Genomic DNA, 19,472 nt, shown 5'->3' on the forward strand with positions numbered 1-19,472 from the left:
TCTCTCGGCCGGTTATCCGTCCGTTGAGGCTGCTGAATATAGAGCCGGAAGCTTTCAGCAGCCTTACAGACCGGGTGGTGAATAGCTGACGCCGGAATCGTGGTCCAGCGTCGGTTTTATCAGTGCGGCTTGTAGTCCTTAGTGCACCAGCATCCCGGTGAGCCAATAGGCCTGGATGTAGGTGATCAGGCCAACGATCGTTGCGAAGAACAGGCTGTGCTTGAGGGTGAAACGGAACAGGTCCGATTCCTTGCCCACCAGGCCGGTCGCGGCGCAGGCCACGGCGATCGATTGTGGCGAGATCATCTTGCCGGTCACGCCGCCGCTGGTGTTCGCCGCGACTAGCAGCACATCGCTGACACCGATCTGGTGCGCGGTGGTTGCTTGCAACGAACTGAACAGCGCGTTGGACGAGGTATCGGAGCCGGTCAGGAACACGCCCAGCCAACCGAGGAATGGCGAGAAGAACGGGAACGCCGCGCCGGTTGCCGCCAGCACCAAGGCCATGGTCGAAGACATGCCCGAGTAGTTGGTGACGAAGGCGAACGCCAGCACCATGCCGATGGACAGAATCGGCCAGCGCAGTTCGTAGAAGGTGTCTTTCAAAGTGGTAATACCAATTTTGAAATTGATCTTCAGCACCAGCATCGAGATCAGTGCCGAGAAGAAAATCGCCGTGCCGGTGGCGGAAATCGGATCAAGTTTGAACACCGCTGGAATGGCGGTCGGCGCGGTCACGATCGGCGCGACCTTGATCACCATTTGATCCAGGTGCGGGATGGCGAAGTTAAACACCCAGCTGTACATCGAGCCGCCCGCAGCGAACATCGCCTTGAACGGTTTTAGCGTCCAAATGGTGACCAGTACGGTGAGGATCAGGAACGGCGACCAGGCTTTGAAAATTTCCAGGAGGCTGTAGGGCGAAGCCACAGTGGTGCGCTTCTGGCCGAAACCGCCGACGCTGGCGGTGACCACGGACGCCGAAACGGCGCCGGCGATGTGTTGGCCGGCGGCGCGTTTTGGCTGCCAGACTTTCAGGAACAGCGTCAGGGAAATCAGGCTGACCAGCGCAGAGGTGATGTCTGGCAGCTCCGGGCCGATGAAGTTCGAGGTGAAGTACTGGGTGATGGCAAAGCTCAAGCCCGCCACCAATGCTGCCGGCCAGGTTTCCCGAACGCCGCGCATACCGTCCATCATGAACACCAGCCAGAACGGCACGAACAGCGAAAGCAGCGGCAGCTGGCGGCCGGTCATGGCGCCGATCTTGAACGCATCGATGCCGGTCACTTGCCCGGCGACGATGATTGGAATCCCCAGTGCGCCGAATGCGACGGGCGCGGTGTTGGCGATCAGGCACAAGCCTGCGGCGTACAGCGGGTTGAAGCCCAGTCCTACAAGCAGCGCGGCGGTAATCGCTACCGGCGCACCGAAACCGGCTGCACCTTCCAGGAAGGCGCCGAAGCAGAAGCCGATCAGCAGCACTTGCAGGCGCTGGTCGTCGGTGATCGACAGCACCGAGCTGCGGATGACTTCGAACTGGCCGCTCTTGACCGTCAGTTTGTAGAGGAACACCGCCGCAACGATGATCCAGGCAATCGGCCACAGGCCGTAGGCGAAGCCATACCCGGCAGCGGCGAAGGCCATATCTACCGGCATCTGGAAGGCGAAGATCGCTACGGCAATGGACAAGGCCAGAGTGATGCTGCCGGCCACATGGCCTTTGAGGCGAAACACGGCCAAGGCCAGGAAGAAAAATACGATGGGGATAACGGCCGCGAGCGCGGACACGCCGAGACTGCCGAGCGGGCTGTAGAGCTGTTGCCAGGTTTGCATATGGGGTGGCCCCTAATTGTTGTTGGTCAGGCACTGCCAGCGTTCTTGGTTAATTGGTAATACCAATTTACAATCGCTGTTGGCTAGGGTAAAAGCCTTGTATGGGGTGTGTCAATTTGCCGCCCTAAAACTTTTGTCGAATAAGCGGTGCAGAACGCATCTGATCTGTTCGCTCAAGCGTCGTCTGGTAGGTGTCGCGACAGCGCCGATAGGCCAGAATAGAGAGCCCGGCGAGCTGCCGGGATCGTGGAGAGATGAGTTATGGGGTTTGATCAAATTCGTCAGCGCCGTTTGTCTGACGATATTGTCGAGCGGCTCGAGGGGATGATTCTCGAAGGCACGCTGAAGTCTGGTGAGCGCTTGCCTGCCGAGCGCGCGTTGGCCGAGCAGTTTGGTGTGTCACGCCCTTCGTTGCGCGAAGCGATCCAGAAACTGGCGGCCAAGGGCTTGCTGGTCAGTCGCCAGGGCGGCGGCAATTATGTGGTGGATTCCCTGGGCTCGACGTTCAGCGATCCGTTGCTGCATCTGCTGGAAAGCAACCCCGAGGCGCAGCGCGATCTACTGGAGTTTCGCCATACCCTTGAAGCGTCCTGTGCTTATTACGCGGCGTTGCGCGCCACTGATGTGGATCGCGAAAGGCTGACCGCGGCATTCGACGAATTGCAGGATTGCTACACGCGTCACGATGAAGTGAGCCGGGAGCAGGAGGGCGCGGCGGATGCAAAATTCCATTTGGCGATCGCCGAAGCCAGTCACAACGCGGTGTTGCTGCACACCATTCGCGGATTGTTCGATCTGCTCAAGCGCAACGTGGTGACCAACATTGGCGGCATGTACAAACAACGTACCGAGACTCGCGACATGCTGATCAGTCAGCATCGGGAGTTGTACCTGGCAATTATCGAAGGGCGGGCGGAGCAGGCGCGGGAAGTTTCCAGTCGACACATTTTGTATGTGCAGGAAGTGCTGGAGGAAGTGCGTCAGGAAGTGCAGCGCATGGCTCGGGCGGAGCGGCGCAAGGGGATGTAGTTTCAGTTTACTGTGGCGAGGGAGCTTGCTCCCGCTGGGGTGCGGAGCGGCCCTCGCGCGTCGCCGCCATCTCGAAGAATGCCGGCGACTGCTTCGCAGCCGAACGGGGGCAAGCCCCCTCGCCACAAGACCCGCGATCAGGCAGGAAAATTACTCTTCCTTGCCCTTGTTCCGCACCGCACGCTGCAACTCACGACCGGCATCGCGTTCGCGTTCGGTATCACGCTTGTCGTATTCCTTCTTGCCCTTGCCCAGAGCGATCTCGCACTTGACCATGTGCTTGCTCCAGTACCAGGACAGGCACACGCAGGCATAGCCTTTTTGCTGCACTGCCGTGGCCAGCTTTTCCAGCTCGCGGCGGTTGAGCAGCAATTTTCGGGTGCGGGTCGGATCAGCGATGACGTGGGTGCTGGCGGTCATCAGCGGCGTGATGTGGCTGCCGAGCAGCCAGGCTTCGCCATCCTTGAGCAGTACATAACTGTCAACCAGTTGTAGCTTGCTTGCCCGCAGACTTTTTACTTCCCAGCCGGCCAGGACCAGACCAGCCTCGAACTTGTGTTCGATGAAGTAATCGTGCCGCGCCTTTTTATTCTGCGCGATGGTCCCTGTTGGGTGTTTCTTCTGTTTAGCCATAGGGGCGGCATTATAGGGAGTTGCACGCGAGTCGGCTACGGTATCGCTACGTGCTTGAGCAGGTTGATTGAATCCCGGACAATGCGGCCTCTTTTTTGAATGCTTGGACGTGGTAACGATGTCGACAGACAAGGTTTCTGTCCACGGCAGTTGGGCTAGCCGCTGGGTCTTCATACTCGCCGCGACCGGTTCGGCCGTGGGGCTTGGTAGCATCTGGAAATTCCCGTACATGGTCGGCGTCTATGGCGGCGGCGCGTTCGTTCTCATGTTTTTGGTCTGCATCGCGCTGATCGGCGTGCCGGTCATGCTGGCTGAAACCCTGATCGGCCGCCGCGCCCGTCAAAGCCCGGCCAACGCCTTGAAGGTGTTGGCGATAGAGGCGGGGCATTCGGGCAAGTGGTCCTGGGGCGCATTCGCCGGGATGATCACGGCGTTGCTGATTCTGTCTTTCTATAGTGTGGTCGGCGGCTGGTCGCTGGACTACATCATCGACATGGGCCGTGGTGACTTCCAGGGTGTGACGTCAGATCAAGTCGGTGCTTATTTCGGCAATGTGATCTCTGATCCATGGCGCCTGACACTTTGGCACACGATTTTTATGCTGCTGTCCGCCGTGGTGATCGCCAAAGGCGTGGTCGCCGGGCTTGAACGCAGCCTTCGCATCATGATGCCGCTGCTGTTCGTGATGATTCTGGTGCTGTTGGGTTACAGCATGACCACCGGCCATTTCATGGAAGGCGTGCATTTCATGTTCGACTTCCACCCGGAAAAAGTCCTCGACGGCTTGCTGCCCGCCATGGGGCACGCCTTCTTTTCTCTGAGCGTGGGCGTGGGTTCGATCATGATCTACGGCGCCTATATGCCGAAGAACTCATCGCTTTCCGGCACCGTGGTCGGTGTGGCGCTGCTCGATACCTTCGTTTCGCTGGTCGCTGGCCTGGCATTGTTTCCGATTGTGTTCGCCGCCGGCCTGAACCCAAGCGAAGGCCCTGGCCTGATGTTCGTCAGCCTGCCATTTGCCTTCGGTAACGTAGCGTTCGGCCAGTTGATGGGCGTAGTGTTCTTCGTACTGGTGGCGGTTGCGGCCTGGAGTTCGGCGATTTCATTGCTTGAACCGATGGTGGCTTACCTGGTTGAACGCACGAAAATTAGCCGCGCCTGGGTGACTTTTTGGCTGGCATTTATTTGCTGGTTCGTCGGTCTGGGTACGGTGTTTTCCTTCAATATCTGGAAGCAAGCCAAATTTTTCGTGAACGAAGGCGGGATGTTCCATCTCTACCAATGGGGAGCGGCCGGTGGTCTGGACTTCTTTGGTGTGATCGATTTCTTCACCTCGCGGATCATGCTGCCACTCGGTGGTTTGTGTTTCGTGGTGTTTGCAGGCTGGATCATGGGGCGTGAAGCGGTGCGTGACGAATTGTCGATTCGCAGCCCGGTTCTATTTGCCCTGTCCCTGTTCTTGATGCGCTATGTGGCGCCCATCGGCATTCTTGTAGTGTTTGCCGCCCAGCTGTGGAAGTGACGCTGACATGACGACCCATATTCAACGCTCGGCTCTGCTGCCGTATCCGGCGCAAGCCCTTTATGACCTGGTTAATGACGTGGCGCGTTATCCGGAATTCCTGCCGTGGTGCTCGGCTGCCGAAGTGCTGGAAAGCTCCCCTGAGCACATGCGTGCCAGTGTCGGCGTGGCCAAGGGCGGCCTCAGTCAGCATTTCGTGACCCGCAATACGCTGGTGCCCGGACATTCAATCGAGATGAATCTGGAGGAAGGACCGTTCAACCAGTTGCATGGCGTCTGGGTGTTCAAGCCTTTGGGTGAGAAGGCCTGCAAGATTAGCCTGGACCTGTCGTTCGACTACGCCGGGCCAATCGTGCGCGCAACGTTGGGGCCTTTGTTCAATCAGGCGGCGAACACGCTGGTCGATGCGTTTTGTCAGCGCGCCAAACAGATACATGGTTGAGTCGGTGATTGAGGTTGAGGTGGTGTATGCCGCCGTTGATCGTCAGGTGCTGCTGACAGTGGCGGTGCCAGCCGGTTCGACGGTTCGGGGTGCGCTGCTGAAGTCCGGTATGGGGGCCGAGTTTCCTGAGTTGGATCTGGCCAGTTGCCCGGTCGGGATCTTCGGCAAGGTGATTTCTGACCCTGACACTCAAGTGGTTCAAGCAGGTGATCGCATCGAGATTTACCGGCCGTTGCTCGCCGATCCTAAAGAGGTGCGTCGCTTGCGCGCCGCCAAGGCTGCCGAGGCCAAGGCGCGAAATCAGTGATTCAATAAATGCCAGACAATAAAAAACCCGGACGTGCCGGGTTTTTTATTGCGTCGCAAATTATTGCGGCGTGGTTTCCAGTGGTGTTGGAGTCGGGACTGGAACGGTTTGTACGCCGTCGACGTCCTTCTGGATCTGGTCCAACAACGAACCTGGTTTCACCGGTTTTTCCGGTTTTGGCTTCTCGGTGTTTTCTGCAGGAGCGGTCACAGGAGTGCCGGTGTCCTTGCCGAGAATGGCTTCGTCGCGGCTCACGCCAGGCATAAAATCGCCCGACAGGCTGACGAGTTGGTCATTAGGGTTAAAGACAACGCTTATGCGTTCCTGTTGGCGTTCACCACCACCCGGTTGCAGGCTATACAGGTAATCCCAGCGATCGGCATGGAACGTGTCGGTCAGCAGAGGGTTACCCATGATAAACCGTACTTGCCGGCGGGTCATTCCCGGGCGTAACTGGTCTATCATGTCCTGCGTGACGACATTGCCCTGCTGGATGTCGATTTTGTAAACCCCGGGGAATGAACAACCGGCGAGTGCGAGCAGTCCCACGAAGGTGAAACTGGTTAGCAAGAGCTTGGTGTTTTGCATCGGTGGGCGACTTCCACTATCTTGGCTGGGACAACGTAAACGCCGATCATACCCGCATTAAGAGAAGCTGCGAAGCAGCATCGCGAGAAAGCTGACCATGGTTGAAAATAGCGAACTACGCAAAGCCGGCCTCAAAGTGACCCTGCCACGGGTCAAAATTCTGCAAATGCTCGATTCCGCCGAGCAACGCCACATGAGTGCCGAGGATGTTTACAAGGCGCTGATGGAGGCTGGTGAGGACGTCGGTCTGGCCACGGTTTACCGTGTACTGACTCAGTTCGAGGCAGCTGGGCTTGTGGTGCGACACAACTTCGACGGCGGTCATGCCGTCTTCGAACTGGACGACGGCAAGCATCACGACCATATGGTCAACGTCGAAACCAGTGAAGTGATCGAATTCTTCGACGAAGAAATCGAGCGTCTTCAGAAGGCGATCGTCGACAAATATGGCTTCGAGATGGTGGATCACAATCTCGTGCTGTACGTACGCAAGAAAAAGTAAGCATGTCGCGCGAACATGATGTTCGCGAAACGAGCGAAGGCGACCCCAGGGTCGCCTTCGTGCTTTCTGCCGGTCTTAAATTTTTGCGGTGATGACCATTTTTTTCGCGTGAGCCAGAGATTCTTTGGTGAGATCGATGCCCCCCAGCATGCGCGCAACTTCTTCGACGCGATGATTCTTGCTCAGCTTGGACACCGCCGTATGGGTGGCATCCTCACCGCGCACCTTGTGCACGAATAGATGCTGGTGACCTTGCGCCGCCACTTGCGGCAAGTGCGTGACTGTCAGCACCTGTCCGCGCTCCCCGAGCCGACGTAGCAACTGGCCGACGATCTCGGCAGTCGGGCCGCCGATGCCAACGTCCACTTCGTCGAACACCAGGGTCGGAACCCGGGAGGTCTGTGCGGTGATGACCTGGATTGCCAGGCTGATCCGTGACAGCTCGCCGCCCGAGGCTACTTTTGCCAGGGCTTTCATCGGTTGCCCGGGGTTGGCGCTGACCAGCAGTTCCACCTGTTCAAGCCCGTTGGGCAGCAACTCGTTGCTGCTATTGGGGCGCAGTTCGATGGTGAAGCGGCCGCCGGGCATACCCAGGCGCTGGATTTCCTGCTCCACGGCGCTGGACAGGTTGCCAGAGGCTTGATGACGCAGGTCGCTCAAGTCGCGCGCCTTCTCTTGATAATGACGGGCGTAGGAAGCGAGTTCATCGCTCAGGCGTTCGATGGATTCGTCGTTGGCATTCAGGGTTTCGATCTCATCCAGCAGCTTTTGCTGCATCTCGGCGACTTCGGTCGGCTGGATGCGGTGTTTGCGCGCCAGGGTGTAGATCGCATCGAGGCGTTCTTCCAGGTATTGAAGGCGCGCCGGGTCGGCGTCGAAGTTATCGAGGAAGCGGTTCAGTTCGCCGACGGCCTCTTCAACCTGTATCTGGGCGCTGGTCAGCAGGCTACTGGCTTCGCCCAGCGCACTGATCGAGTTGTTCACGCTCGACAAGCGGTTGAGGCTGGCGGTCAGGGCGTTCAGTACATTGCCGGAATCACTTTCGCTGCATTGTTCGACCACTTGTCGGCAGATACCCAGCAAGGTTTCGGCATTGGTCAGGTTCTTGTGCTCCTGCTCCAACTGCTCCAGCTCATTTTCACCGAGGCCGAGGTTTTCCAGTTCTTCGAGCTGATAGCTCAGCAATTGATGGCGGGCGCGCTGCTCGTCGCCGGAGTTGGACAGACGGTCCAGCTCCTGGCGGGTCTGGCGCCAGCGCTGGGCGGCCAGTTGGACCTGGCGGGCCAGGTCTGTCGCGCCGGCGTACTCGTCGAGCAAGCGGCGGTGGGTGTCGGTCTTGAGCAGGGATTGGTGTTCGTGCTGGCTGTGGATATCGATCAGTAGCTCGCCCAGGGCCTTGAGATCACCGAGGGGGCAGGGCGTGCCGTTGATATAGCCGCGTGAACGACCTTCAGCCGTAATCACCCGGCGCAGGATGCACGGACCGTCGCTTTCCAGGTCGCGTTCGGCAAGCCAGGCACTGGCTTCGGGGATGTCGATCAGGTCGAAAGTCGCGAGGATATCGGCCTTGTCGGCGCCGGGGCGAACCACGCCGCTGTCGGCGCGATCGCCCAGGGTCAGGCCCAGGGCGTCGAGCATGATCGATTTGCCGGCGCCGGTTTCCCCTGTGATCACGCTCATCCCGCGATCAAGTTCGAGATCGAGATGTTCGACGATGGCGTAGTTGTGTACGGACAGGTGCACCAGCATAAAGGCCGCTCCCAGGCTTTAGGTCTGGTTATTTATACAGTGTTTTATTTGTGGCTGACAATGCCCTCCATTAGCTCGATTTGCTTGATCCGACGAAATCGTTAGTGCATTGGGGAATGACAATGCAGCTCTTTTTGTAGGGTTAATCACAGCAAACCCCTTGAAGCTCAATTTTGCGGCCCCATATAGCTGGGCAGAAGCGCGAGTTGAGCTCGCGGACGATATTGAAAGGAGAAAATCTATGGCTGACGAACAGACAGTGGATACGCAAAATCTCGACGCCGATCAGGCTGCCCAGGTTGCGGGTGATGAGCTGGCGGCTCGTGTACAAGTGCTCGAAGAGCAGTTGGCTGGTGCTCATGATCAGGCTTTGCGTGTAGCGGCTGATCTGCAGAACGTCCGCCGTCGCGCCGAGCAGGATGTCGAAAAGGCTCACAAATTCGCGCTGGAAAAGTTCGCTGGCGACCTGCTGCCGATCGTCGACAGCCTGGAGCGTGGCCTGGAGTTGTCCAACCCGGACGACGAAAGCATTCGCCCAATGCGTGAAGGCATCGAGCTGACCCTGAAAATGTTCCAGGACACCCTGAAGCGTTATCAGCTGGAAGCGATCGATCCGCACGGCGAACCGTTCAACGCCGTTCATCACCAGGCGATGGCCATGCAGGAAAGCGCCGATGTAGAGCCGAACAGCGTGCTCAAGGTGTTCCAGAAGGGTTACCAGCTCAACGGTCGCTTGCTGCGCCCGGCCATGGTTGTGGTCAGCAAGGCACCTTCGCCGGTTTCGCCTTCGATTGATGAGCAGGCTTGAAATTAGCCGCAAGGCCCCCATTTAGAAGTCAAGCGTTTAAGTGCTACCGCAGTTAGCCACCACTGCTGCGGCAACCAAATCCAAAGTTTCGGGAGAGTTAACATGGGCAAAATTATCGGTATCGACCTGGGGACTACCAACTCCTGCGTCTCCGTCATGGAAAATGGCAAAGCAAAAGTTATCGAAAATGCTGAAGGCGCGCGCACCACGCCGTCGATCATCGCTTACGCCAACGACGGCGAAATCCTGGTAGGTCAGTCGGCCAAGCGTCAGGCTGTAACCAATCCGCACAACACCCTGTACGCGGTGAAGCGTCTGATCGGTCGTAAGTTCGACGAAGAAGTCGTTCAGAAAGACATCAAGATGGTCCCGTACAAAATCGCCAAGGCTGACAACGGTGACGCCTGGGTTGAAGTAAACGGCCAGAAAATGTCGCCGCCGCAAATCTCGGCTGAAATTCTGAAGAAAATGAAGAAGACCGCCGAAGACTACCTCGGCGAGCCAGTGACCGAAGCGGTAATCACCGTTCCGGCCTACTTCAACGACAGCCAGCGCCAGGCGACCAAAGACGCCGGCCGCATCGCGGGCCTGGACGTTAAACGGATCATCAACGAACCAACCGCAGCCGCTCTGGCTTACGGTATGGACAAAGCGAAAGGCGATCACACCGTGATCGTTTACGACTTGGGCGGCGGTACTTTCGACGTTTCCGTGATCGAAATCGCTGAAGTCGATGGCGAGCACCAGTTCGAAGTATTGGCCACCAACGGCGACACGTTCCTGGGCGGTGAAGACTTTGACATTCGTCTGATCGACTATCTCGTTGACGAATTCAAGAAAGAAAGCGGCATGAACCTTAAGGGTGACCCGCTGGCCATGCAGCGCCTGAAAGAAGCTGCTGAAAAAGCCAAGATCGAACTGTCCTCGAGCAATTCGACCGACGTGAACCTGCCGTACATCACTGCAGATGCCACCGGTCCTAAGCACTTGAACGTAAAAATCTCCCGCGCCAAGCTCGAAGCGCTGGTAGAAGACCTGGTTCAGCGCACCATCGAACCTTGCCGCATCGCTCTGAAAGACTCCGGTATCGACGTTGGCGCGATCAACGACGTGATCCTGGTGGGCGGTCAGACCCGTATGCCACTGGTTCAGAAGCTGGTGACCGAGTTCTTCGGTAAAGAAGCTCGTAAAGACGTGAACCCGGACGAAGCTGTTGCCATGGGTGCTGCTATCCAGGGCGCGGTATTGGCTGGCGACGTGAAAGACGTTCTGCTGCTGGACGTTAGCCCGCTGACCCTGGGTATCGAAACCATGGGTGGCGTGATGACTGCGCTGATCGAGAAAAACACCACGATTCCTACCAAGAAATCGCAAGTGTTCTCGACGGCCGACGACAACCAGGGCGCTGTGACCATTCACGTGCTGCAAGGTGAGCGTAAGCAAGCCGCTCAGAACAAGTCCTTGGGCAAGTTCGACCTGGCCGAGATTCCACCAGCACCACGTGGCGTGCCACAAATTGAAGTGACCTTCGACATCGACGCCAACGGCATTCTGCACGTAGGCGCCAAAGACAAGGCTACTGGCAAGACTCAGTCGATCGTGATCAAGGCCAACTCCGGTCTGTCCGAGGAAGAAATTCAGCAGATGATTCGCGATGCTGAAGCCAACGTCGACGAAGATCGCAAGTTCGAAGAGCTGGCCGCTGCCCGTAACCAGGGCGATGCGCTGGTTCACTCGACGCGCAAAATGGTCGCTGATGCTGGCGACAAAGTGACCGCTGAAGAGAAGACTGCAATCGAAGCTGCCGTAGTTGCCCTGGAAGCCGCCGTCAAAGGCGACGACAAGGCTGCTATCGACGCCAAGGTTGAAGAGTTGTCGAAAGTCTCCGCGCCAGTGGCTCAGAAAATGTACGCCGAGCAGGCTCAGCCGGCTGAAGGCGCTGCACCGCACGACGAAAAAGCTGAAAAAGCCGACGACGTTGTCGATGCTGAGTTCGAAGAAGTCAAAGACCACAAGTAAGTTGTTGGTCGGCCGGTTGACTGCCTTTAGGCGGTGACTGGTAGGATGTCGCCGCGCGGGAGCTTGCTCCCGCGTTGGCGTGTCTGGAGTAAGCGAATTTTTACAGCATGCGACAAAGGCGGAGTGAGTGGCTTGTTCGTTAGAGCAAGTTCGGATGCCAGGGCGCCATAGCCAAGGCGCCGCGACGACTCATAGCTTGCTATGGGGAGGAGCGGCAACGCAGGGTATGGGGCTCGGACGCCGAGGTTGCCTAACGAACAAGCCATTCAGTCCGCCTCAGTGTTGGTGGTATGGCCGGGAATGCTCCTGCTTTTCGAGCCGCAAGTACTGCAATGAATCAAAGACCAGGATCGTTGAATTGACGTGAGTTGGGTCCGGGCCTGTATTGGGGCTCAACGAGTTTGGCGAAGCTCAGGAGGGGTTTGCCGAACGTCCTTAAGAGTGCAAAGACTTATGGCAAAGCGTGACTATTACGAAGTATTGGGTGTTGAGCGCGGCTCAAGCGAAGCGGACCTGAAAAAGGCCTATCGTCGCCTGGCGATGAAGCATCACCCGGACCGTAATCCCGATGATAAAGCGTCGGAAGAGATGTTCAAAGAGGCCAACGAGGCCTACGAAGTGCTGTCCGATTCCAGCAAGCGCGCGGCGTACGACCAATACGGTCATGCCGGTGTCGACCCAAGCATGGGCGGCGGCGGTGCCGGTTTTGGCGGTCAGAATTTCTCCGACATCTTTGGCGATGTCTTCAGTGACTTCTTCGGTGGTGGTCGCGGCGGTTCCCGTGGCGGCGCTCAGCGCGGCAGCGACCTGCGTTACACCCTGGAGCTGAACCTGGAAGAAGCGGTGCGTGGCACGACCGTGAATATCCGCGTTCCGACACTGGTCAACTGCAAGCCGTGCGACGGTTCGGGCGCCAAGCAAGGCTCGGCGCCGATCACTTGCCCGACGTGCGGCGGGATCGGTCAGGTCCGCATGCAGCAAGGTTTCTTCTCGGTGCAGCAGACCTGTCCGCGCTGCCATGGCCAAGGCAAGATCATTTCCGATCCGTGCGACTCCTGCCACGGCGAAGGTCGTGTCGAAGAGTACAAAACCCTTTCCGTCAAAGTGCCGGCCGGTGTTGATACCGGCGACCGCATTCGCCTGTCCGGCGAAGGCGAGGCGGGCGCCCAGGGTGGTCCGACTGGCGACCTGTACGTGGTGATCAATGTGCGCGAGCACGCGATCTTCCAGCGCGACGGCAAGCACCTATTCTGTGAAGTGCCGATTAGCTTCGTCGATGCTGCACTGGGTGGCGAGCTGGAGATTCCGACCCTTGATGGTCGGGTCAAACTGAAAATCCCGGAAGGGACTCAGACCGGCAAGCAGTTCCGTGTTCGCGGCAAAGGCGTTGCGCCAGTGCGTGGCGGCGGTGCTGGCGACCTGATGTGTCGTGTGGCGGTCGAAACCCCGGTCAACCTGGGTCGTCGTCAGCGCGAATTGCTGGAAGAATTCCGCAGTTCGTTGGCGGACGACAACAGTCATTCGCCAAAAACCACTGGTTGGTTCGAAGGCGTGAAGCGCTTCTTCGGCGATTTGTAAGGAGTCGGCATGCGACGTATAGCTGTGATGGGCGCTGCCGGGCGCATGGGCAAAATCCTGGTCGAGGCGGTGCAGCAACGCGCGCCGCTGACGGGCCTGACGGCAGCCATCGTGCGCCCCGGCAGCACGCTGATTGGCGTGGATGCTGGCGAGCTGGCTTCGCTCGGGCGTATCGGCGTGCCGCTGTCCGGTCATGTGGAAGCGGTGGCTGAAGAGTTCGATGTCTTGATCGACTTCACGCTGCCGGAAGTCATGCTGAAAAACCTGGCGTTCTGCCGTAAGGCAGGCAAAGCCATGGTCATCGGTACGACCGGGCTGGACGCTGCGCAGAAGCAGTTGCTGGCTGAAGCGGGCAACGACATTCCGATTGTGTTTGCGGCTAACTTCAGTGTCGGTGTGAACCTGTCGCTGAAGCTGCTCGACATGGCTGCTCGTGTGCTGGGTGATGAGGCAGATATCGAAATCATCGAGGCCCATCATCGGCACAAGATCGATGCGCCTTCAGGCACGGCGCTGCGCATGGGTGAAGTGATTGCCGGTGCGTTGGGTCGTGATCTGCAGAAGGTTGCGGTCTATGGTCGTGAAGGCCATACCGGTGCCCGCGAGCGGGAAGCCATCGGCTTCGCCACTGTTCGCGGTGGTGATGTGGTGGGTGATCACACGGTGTTGTTCGCCTGCGAGGGCGAGCGCCTCGAGATCACGCACAAGGCGTCCAGCCGCATGACCTTCGCCAAGGGCGCGGTGCGCGCTGCATTGTGGCTTGATGGGCGAACGCCTGGCCTCTACGACATGCAAGACGTGCTCGATTTGCGTTAAGATGCGCCCGAAACCGGGTTCAAACAGCGTGTTTGAACCCGGTTTTACACTGCCAAGCGACGTCCTGTCGCATTCCCCGGCCTTTAAGGCTCATTGGCGGTAGACCAAAAATGCCTTTTTCTGTAAGCTACAGCTTTAGTGTGTCCACTAAAAGCGCGCAGAATAATTCAGTGAAGAAGCGGGGTGACGTGTCCATACGTCACTCCGCTTTTTTACAACCTGCGATCGCCCTTTCAGGCTTTATTTACGGGAGGTCTTCTTGACTAAGCCAGCCATACTCGCCCTTGCTGATGGCAGCATTTTTCGCGGCGAAGCCATTGGAGCCGACGGTCAAACCGTTGGTGAGGTGGTGTTCAACACCGCCATGACCGGCTATCAGGAAATCCTTACCGATCCTTCCTACGCCCAACAGATCGTTACCCTGACTTATCCGCACATCGGTAACACCGGTACGACACCGGAAGATGCCGAGTCCGATCGCGTCTGGTCCGCTGGACTGGTCATCCGTGACCTGCCACTGGTTGCGAGCAACTGGCGTAACACGATGTCCTTGTCCGACTACCTGAAAGCCAACAACGTTGTGGCGATCGCTGGTATCGACACCCGCCGCCTGACACGCATCCTGCGTGAGAAAGGCGCGCAAAACGGCTGCATCATGGCCGGCGACAACATCTCCGAAGAAGCTGCCATCGCCGCTGCTCAGGGTTTCCCTGGCCTCAAAGGCATGGACCTGGCAAAAGTCGTCAGCACCAAAGAGAAGTACGAGTGGCGCTCGACTGTCTGGGACTTGAAAACCGACAGCCACGCGACCATCGACGCCTCCGAGCTGCCGTACCACGTGGTTGCCTACGACTACGGCGTCAAGCTGAACATTCTGCGCATGTTGGTCGCGCGCGGTTGCCGCGTGACCGTAGTGCCGGCGCAAACCCCAGCCGCTGATGTTCTGGCCATGAAGCCGGACGGCGTGTTCCTGTCCAACGGCCCTGGTGACCCGGAGCCTTGCGACTACGCGATCCAGGCGATCAAGGATGTGCTCGAAACCGAGATTCCGGTGTTCGGCATCTGCCTCGGTCACCAACTGCTGGCCCTGGCCTCGGGCGCCAAGACCCTGAAAATGGGTCACGGCCACCACGGTGCCAACCACCCGGTCCAGGATCTGGACACCGGCGTTGTGATGATCACCAGCCAGAACCACGGTTTTGCGGTAGACGAAGCCACCCTGCCAGCCAACGTCCGGGCGATCCACAAATCGCTGTTCGACGGCACCCTGCAAGGGATCGAGCGTACCGACAAGAGCGCCTTCAGCTTCCAGGGTCACCCTGAAGCCAGCCCTGGCCCGAACGACGTAGCGCCGCTGTTTGATCGCTTCATCAACGAAATGGCCAAGCGACGCTAATCGCTAGCCCTGATGCAGCAAAGCTTGAGGGTGGTCCCGACACCGGCGGCCCCCTCAAGGCTTCACAGATTGAACAAGACGGCTTGCCGACTGACCTGCGGATTTGAGTGACAAACCCATGCCAAAACGTACAGACATAAAAAGCATCCTGATTCTCGGCGCTGGCCCGATCGTTATCGGCCAGGCCTGTGAATTCGACTACTCCGGCGCCCAGGCCTGCAAAGCCCTGCGCGAGGAGGGTTACCGCGTCATCCTGGTGAACTCCAACCCAGCGACCATCATGACCGACCCGGACATGGCTGACGCCACGTACATCGAGCCGATCAAATGGCAGACCGTTGCCAAGATCATCGAGAAAGAGCGTCCGGACGCGCTGCTGCCGACCATGGGCGGCCAGACCGCTCTGAACTGCGCACTGGACCTGGAACGCGAAGGCATTCTGGAGAAGTTCGGCGTAGAGATGATCGGCGCCAACGCTGACACCATCGACAAGGCTGAAGACCGTTCGCGCTTCGACAAGGCGATGAAATCCATTGGCCTGGACTGCCCGCGTTCGGGCATCGCCCACAGCATGGAAGAGGCCAACGCGGTGCTCGAGAAGCTTGGCTTCCCGTGCATCATCCGTCCGTCCTTCACCATGGGCGGCACCGGCGGCGGTATCGCTTACAACCGCGAAGAGTTCGAAGAAATCTGCGCCCGTGGTCTGGACCTGTCGCCGACCAAAGAGCTGCTGATCGACGAATCCCTGATCGGCTGGAAAGAGTACGAGATGGAGGTTGTCCGCGATAAGAAGGACAACTGCATCATCGTCTGCTCCATCGAAAACTTTGACCCGATGGGCGTGCACACCGGTGACTCGATCACTGTTGCGCCAGCACAGACCCTGACGGACAAGGAATACCAAATCATGCGTAACGCCTCCCTGGCGGTACTGCGTGAGATCGGCGTGGAAACCGGCGGCTCCAACGTCCAGTTCGGCATCTGCCCGGACACTGGCCGTATGGTTGTCATCGAGATGAACCCGCGGGTATCCCGTTCCTCGGCCCTGGCCTCGAAAGCCACCGGTTTCCCGATTGCGCGTATCGCTGCCAAACTGGCGATCGGCTACACCCTGGACGAACTGCAGAACGAAATCACCGGCGGCGCTACTCCTGCATCCTTCGAGCCGTCCATCGACTACGTCGTGACCAAGCTGCCACGCTTCGCCTTCGAGAAATTCCCGAAAGCCGACGCGCGCCTGACCACTCAAATGAAGTCGGTGGGTGAAGTCATGGCCATCGGCCGGACTTTCCAGGAATCCCTGCAGAAAGCCCTTCGCGGTCTGGAAGTGGGCGTTTGCGGCCTGGACGAGAAGCTCGACCTGAGCAATCCGGAAAGCATGAGTATTCTCAAGCGCGAACTGACCGTGCCGGGCGCCGAGCGTATCTGGTATGTGGCTGACGCGTTCCGCGCCGGCCTGTCGGTCGAAGACATCTTCGGCATGAACATGATCGACCCGTGGTTCCTGGTGCAGATCGAAGATCTGATCAAGGAAGAAGAGAAGGTCAAGACCCTGGGTCTGGCCAGCATCGACCGCGACGTGATGTTCCGCCTCAAGCGCAAAGGCTTCTCCGACATGCGTCTGGCCAAGCTGCTGGGCGTGACCGAGAAAAACCTGCGTCGCCACCGTCACAAGCTGGAAATCTTCCCGGTCTACAAGCGCGTTGACACCTGCGCGGCCGAGTTCGCCACCGACACCGCTTACCTCTACTCGACTTACGAGGAAGAGTGCGAAGCTGCACCGTCGGGCCGCGACAAGATCATGATCCTCGGCGGCGGTCCTAACCGTATCGGCCAAGGCATCGAGTTCGACTACTGCTGCGTACACGCGGCACTGGCCCTGCGCGCCGACGGGTACGAGACCATCATGGTCAACTGCAACCCGGAAACCGTCTCCACCGACTACGACACCTCCGATCGCCTGTACTTCGAGCCAGTGACCCTGGAAGACGTGCTGGAAATCGTCCGCGTCGAGAAGCCGAAAGGCGTGATCGTCCAGTACGGCGGCCAAACCCCGCTGAAACTGGCGCGTGCCCTGGAAGAAGCCGGCGTGCCGATCATCGGCACCAGCCCGGACGCTATCGACCGTGCTGAAGACCGTGAGCGCTTCCAGCAAATGGTTGAGCGCCTGAATCTGCGTCAGCCGCCAAACGCTACCGTTCGCAGCGAAGACGAAGCGATTCGCGCTGCTGCCAAGATCGGTTACCCGCTGGTGGTTCGTCCGTCCTACGTACTGGGCGGTCGTGCGATGGAAATCGTCTACGAAGAAGAAGAACTCAAGCGCTACCTGCGTGACGCGGTGAAAGTGTCCAACGACAGCCCGGTGCTGCTCGACCACTTCCTCAACTGCGCCATCGAAATGGACGTGGATGCAGTTTGCGACGGCACCGACGTGGTGATCGGCGCGATCATGCAGCACATCGAGCAGGCCGGCGTTCACTCCGGTGACTCCGCGTGCTCCCTGCCGCCGTATTCTCTGCCTGGGCACATCCAGGACGAGATGCGCGAACAGGTCAAGAAAATGGCCCTGGAGCTGGGCGTTGTCGGCCTGATGAACGTTCAGTTGGCGCTGCAAGGCGAAGACATCTACGTCATCGAAGTCAACCCGCGCGCTTCCCGTACCGTACCGTTCGTGTCCAAGTGCATCGGTGTTTCCCTGGCAATGATCGCGGCTCGCGTGATGGCCGGTAAAACCCTGAAAGAAATCGGCTTCACCAAAGAAATCATTCCGAACTTCTACAGCGTGAAAGAGGCGGTGTTCCCATTCGCCAAATTCCCTGGCGTGGACCCGATCCTGGGCCCAGAGATGAAGTCCACCGGTGAAGTGATGGGCGTGGGTGATACCTTCGGTGAAGCGTTCGCCAAGGCCCAAATGGGCGCCAGCGAAGTGCTGCCGACCGGCGGTACCGCGTTCATCAGCGTGCGTGACGACGACAAGCCGCTGGTTGCAGGCGTGGCCCGTGATCTGATCAACTTGGGCTTCGAAGTGGTTGCCACTGCCGGTACTGCCAAGCTGATCGAAGCCGCAGGCCTGAAAGTGCGTCGTGTGAACAAAGTGACCGAAGGTCGTCCGCACGTGGTCGACATGATCAAAAATGACGAAGTCACCCTGATCATCAACACCACCGAAGGTCGTCAATCGATCGCTGATTCGTACTCCATTCGTCGTAATGCCTTGCAGCACAAGATCTACTGCACCACCACCATTGCTGCTGGCGAAGCTATCTGTGAAGCGCTGAAGTTCGGTCCCGAGAAGACTGTGCGCCGCTTGCAGGACCTACACGCAGGATTGAAGGCATGATCAAATACCCAATGACCGTCCAGGGTGCCAAAGCCCTGGAAGAGGAACACGCTCACCTGACCAAGGTCGTCCGTCCGAAGCTCAGCCAGGACATCGGTACGGCCCGCGAATTGGGTGATCTGAAGGAAAACGCCGAATACCACGCTGCTCGCGAGCAGCAGGGTATGGTCGAGGCGCGGATCCGTGACATCGAAGGCCGTATGCAGAATGCGGTGATCATTGATGTCACGACCATTCCTCATACCGGCAAAGTGATTTTCGGTACCACCGTTGAAATCGCCAACGTCGAAACTGACGAGACCGTCATTTACCACATCGTTGGTGAGGACGAGGCTGACTTCAAGCTGGGCAAGATTTCGGTGGGTTCGCCACTGGCTCGCGCCTTGATCGCCAAGCAAGAAGGCGATGTGGTCGCCGTGAAAACGCCAGGTGGCGTTATCGAGTACGAGATTGTCGAAGTCCGTCACATCTAAAAGAAGGCGCCCGCTACGTGCGGGCGCCATGCTTTGGCAGCTGACCCAGATGTTGTGGGTTGGGGGCCTGTGGCTGTTGCATATCGGTTTGCTGCCGGCGTTGGGCAAAATTGGCCTGGCGCCGCTGCTGATCGATGAAATTGAAGGCATGCTTGATGCGCTGATGGTGGGATTCGCCACAGCGTGTGTGATTTTTCAGGCTTTGGTGCTGGTTCAGGCCGAGGGCCTTGTCAGTCTATGGCGGGATATTCGCGGGCAACTGCTGCTGATGGCGCTCTATGCGTGCGCGATGTATTTCGTCGTGCGCTTCGATTGGCCGGATGCAGTGCGCTGGGAAGAGTTCAGCTATCTGGTCCTGGGGTTTGCCGGGCTGGTGCTGGTGTTGCAGCCGGTGCCTGGATGGAGTGGCAGGGTGCGCGAAGCACACCCTTGACCCT

At 58.5% G+C, this 19,472-nt stretch carries 17 protein-coding genes; 13 read left to right on the forward strand and 4 right to left on the reverse strand.

Annotated elements, in window-relative coordinates; genetic code table 11:
• Positions 1 to 138: 138 nt before the first annotated feature.
• Positions 139 to 1,833, reverse strand: a complete 1,695-nt coding sequence (locus JFT87_RS08620; RefSeq protein WP_201200447.1) for a lactate permease LctP family transporter — start codon at positions 1,831 to 1,833, stop codon at positions 139 to 141.
• A gap of 261 nt (positions 1,834 to 2,094) precedes the next feature.
• On the opposite strand from JFT87_RS08620, the gene JFT87_RS08625 reads away from it, so the two are divergent.
• Entirely contained in the window at positions 2,095 to 2,862 is a 768-nt protein-coding gene (locus JFT87_RS08625) for an FCD domain-containing protein (protein WP_201200448.1), read from the forward strand.
• Positions 2,863 to 3,012: 150 nt separating this feature from the next.
• Here JFT87_RS08625 and smpB read toward each other — a convergent pair whose 3' ends face one another.
• Positions 3,013 to 3,495 carry an SsrA-binding protein SmpB gene (gene smpB / locus JFT87_RS08630; RefSeq protein WP_076028704.1) on the reverse strand — a complete coding sequence of 161 codons (483 nt, stop codon included), beginning with the start codon at positions 3,493 to 3,495 and terminating at the stop codon, positions 3,013 to 3,015.
• A gap of 118 nt (positions 3,496 to 3,613) precedes the next feature.
• Here smpB and JFT87_RS08635 point away from each other — a divergent pair, with 118 nt between their 5' ends.
• Genes JFT87_RS08635 through JFT87_RS08645 form a run of 3 tightly spaced genes read left to right on the forward strand, consistent with a single transcriptional unit; the run spans position 3,614 to position 5,766 of the window.
• Positions 3,614 to 5,017 (forward strand): sodium-dependent transporter, encoded by a 1,404-nt coding sequence (locus JFT87_RS08635; protein ID WP_201200449.1) that lies wholly within the window; start codon positions 3,614 to 3,616, stop codon positions 5,015 to 5,017.
• Between the two features lie 7 nt (positions 5,018 to 5,024).
• Complete coding sequence (locus JFT87_RS08640) at positions 5,025 to 5,459, forward strand: type II toxin-antitoxin system RatA family toxin (RefSeq protein WP_201200451.1); 435 nt, start codon at positions 5,025 to 5,027, stop codon at positions 5,457 to 5,459.
• A complete protein-coding gene (locus JFT87_RS08645) occupies positions 5,452 to 5,766 on the forward strand; it encodes an RnfH family protein (RefSeq protein ID WP_201200453.1) in 315 nt (104 codons plus the stop codon). The genes JFT87_RS08640 and JFT87_RS08645 overlap by 8 nt, the downstream gene beginning before the upstream one ends.
• A gap of 60 nt (positions 5,767 to 5,826) precedes the next feature.
• Here JFT87_RS08645 and JFT87_RS08650 read toward each other — a convergent pair whose 3' ends face one another.
• Positions 5,827 to 6,354 carry an outer membrane protein assembly factor BamE gene (locus tag JFT87_RS08650; RefSeq protein ID WP_201200455.1) on the reverse strand — a complete coding sequence of 176 codons (528 nt, stop codon included), beginning with the start codon at positions 6,352 to 6,354 and terminating at the stop codon, positions 5,827 to 5,829.
• Positions 6,355 to 6,451: 97 nt separating this feature from the next.
• Between JFT87_RS08650 and fur the strand changes: the two genes are divergently transcribed.
• Positions 6,452 to 6,856: a ferric iron uptake transcriptional regulator gene (fur, locus tag JFT87_RS08655; protein ID WP_003197684.1), complete on the forward strand. Its 405-nt coding sequence runs from the start codon at positions 6,452 to 6,454 to the stop codon at positions 6,854 to 6,856.
• Between the two features lie 75 nt (positions 6,857 to 6,931).
• Here fur and recN read toward each other — a convergent pair whose 3' ends face one another.
• Positions 6,932 to 8,605 carry a DNA repair protein RecN gene (gene recN / locus JFT87_RS08660; RefSeq protein WP_201200456.1) on the reverse strand — a complete coding sequence of 558 codons (1,674 nt, stop codon included), beginning with the start codon at positions 8,603 to 8,605 and terminating at the stop codon, positions 6,932 to 6,934.
• 241 nt (positions 8,606 to 8,846) lie between these two features.
• Here recN and grpE point away from each other — a divergent pair, with 241 nt between their 5' ends.
• The 8 genes from grpE to JFT87_RS08700 all read left to right on the forward strand — a co-directional run bounded on the left by grpE (position 8,847) and on the right by JFT87_RS08700 (position 19,468).
• Positions 8,847 to 9,413, forward strand: coding sequence for a nucleotide exchange factor GrpE (grpE, locus tag JFT87_RS08665; RefSeq protein ID WP_201200457.1), 567 nt, complete (start codon positions 8,847 to 8,849; stop codon positions 9,411 to 9,413).
• 102 nt (positions 9,414 to 9,515) lie between these two features.
• Positions 9,516 to 11,432, forward strand: a complete 1,917-nt coding sequence (dnaK, locus tag JFT87_RS08670; protein ID WP_201194329.1) for a molecular chaperone DnaK — start codon at positions 9,516 to 9,518, stop codon at positions 11,430 to 11,432.
• Between the two features lie 453 nt (positions 11,433 to 11,885).
• Positions 11,886 to 13,010, forward strand: a complete 1,125-nt coding sequence (dnaJ, locus tag JFT87_RS08675) for a molecular chaperone DnaJ (RefSeq protein ID WP_201200458.1) — start codon at positions 11,886 to 11,888, stop codon at positions 13,008 to 13,010.
• 9 nt (positions 13,011 to 13,019) lie between these two features.
• The gene (gene dapB, locus JFT87_RS08680; RefSeq protein ID WP_201200459.1) at positions 13,020 to 13,826 is read left to right on the forward strand and encodes a 4-hydroxy-tetrahydrodipicolinate reductase; all 807 of its coding nucleotides are present in this window, start codon (positions 13,020 to 13,022) and stop codon (positions 13,824 to 13,826) included.
• Between the two features lie 259 nt (positions 13,827 to 14,085).
• The gene (gene carA, locus JFT87_RS08685) at positions 14,086 to 15,222 is read left to right on the forward strand and encodes a glutamine-hydrolyzing carbamoyl-phosphate synthase small subunit (RefSeq protein ID WP_201200463.1); all 1,137 of its coding nucleotides are present in this window, start codon (positions 14,086 to 14,088) and stop codon (positions 15,220 to 15,222) included.
• A gap of 118 nt (positions 15,223 to 15,340) precedes the next feature.
• Positions 15,341 to 18,562, forward strand: a complete 3,222-nt coding sequence (carB, locus tag JFT87_RS08690; protein WP_201200468.1) for a carbamoyl-phosphate synthase large subunit — start codon at positions 15,341 to 15,343, stop codon at positions 18,560 to 18,562.
• A complete protein-coding gene (gene greA, locus JFT87_RS08695) occupies positions 18,559 to 19,035 on the forward strand; it encodes a transcription elongation factor GreA (RefSeq protein ID WP_201200469.1) in 477 nt (158 codons plus the stop codon). The genes carB and greA overlap by 4 nt, the downstream gene beginning before the upstream one ends.
• A 28-nt stretch (positions 19,036 to 19,063) precedes the next feature.
• Positions 19,064 to 19,468 carry an MFS transporter gene (locus JFT87_RS08700; protein ID WP_201200470.1) on the forward strand — a complete coding sequence of 135 codons (405 nt, stop codon included), beginning with the start codon at positions 19,064 to 19,066 and terminating at the stop codon, positions 19,466 to 19,468.
• Positions 19,469 to 19,472 lie beyond the last annotated feature (4 nt).

It is taken from the genome of Pseudomonas sp. TH15, from assembly GCF_016651105.1.
Classification (GTDB): Bacteria; Pseudomonadota; Gammaproteobacteria; order Pseudomonadales; family Pseudomonadaceae; genus Aquipseudomonas.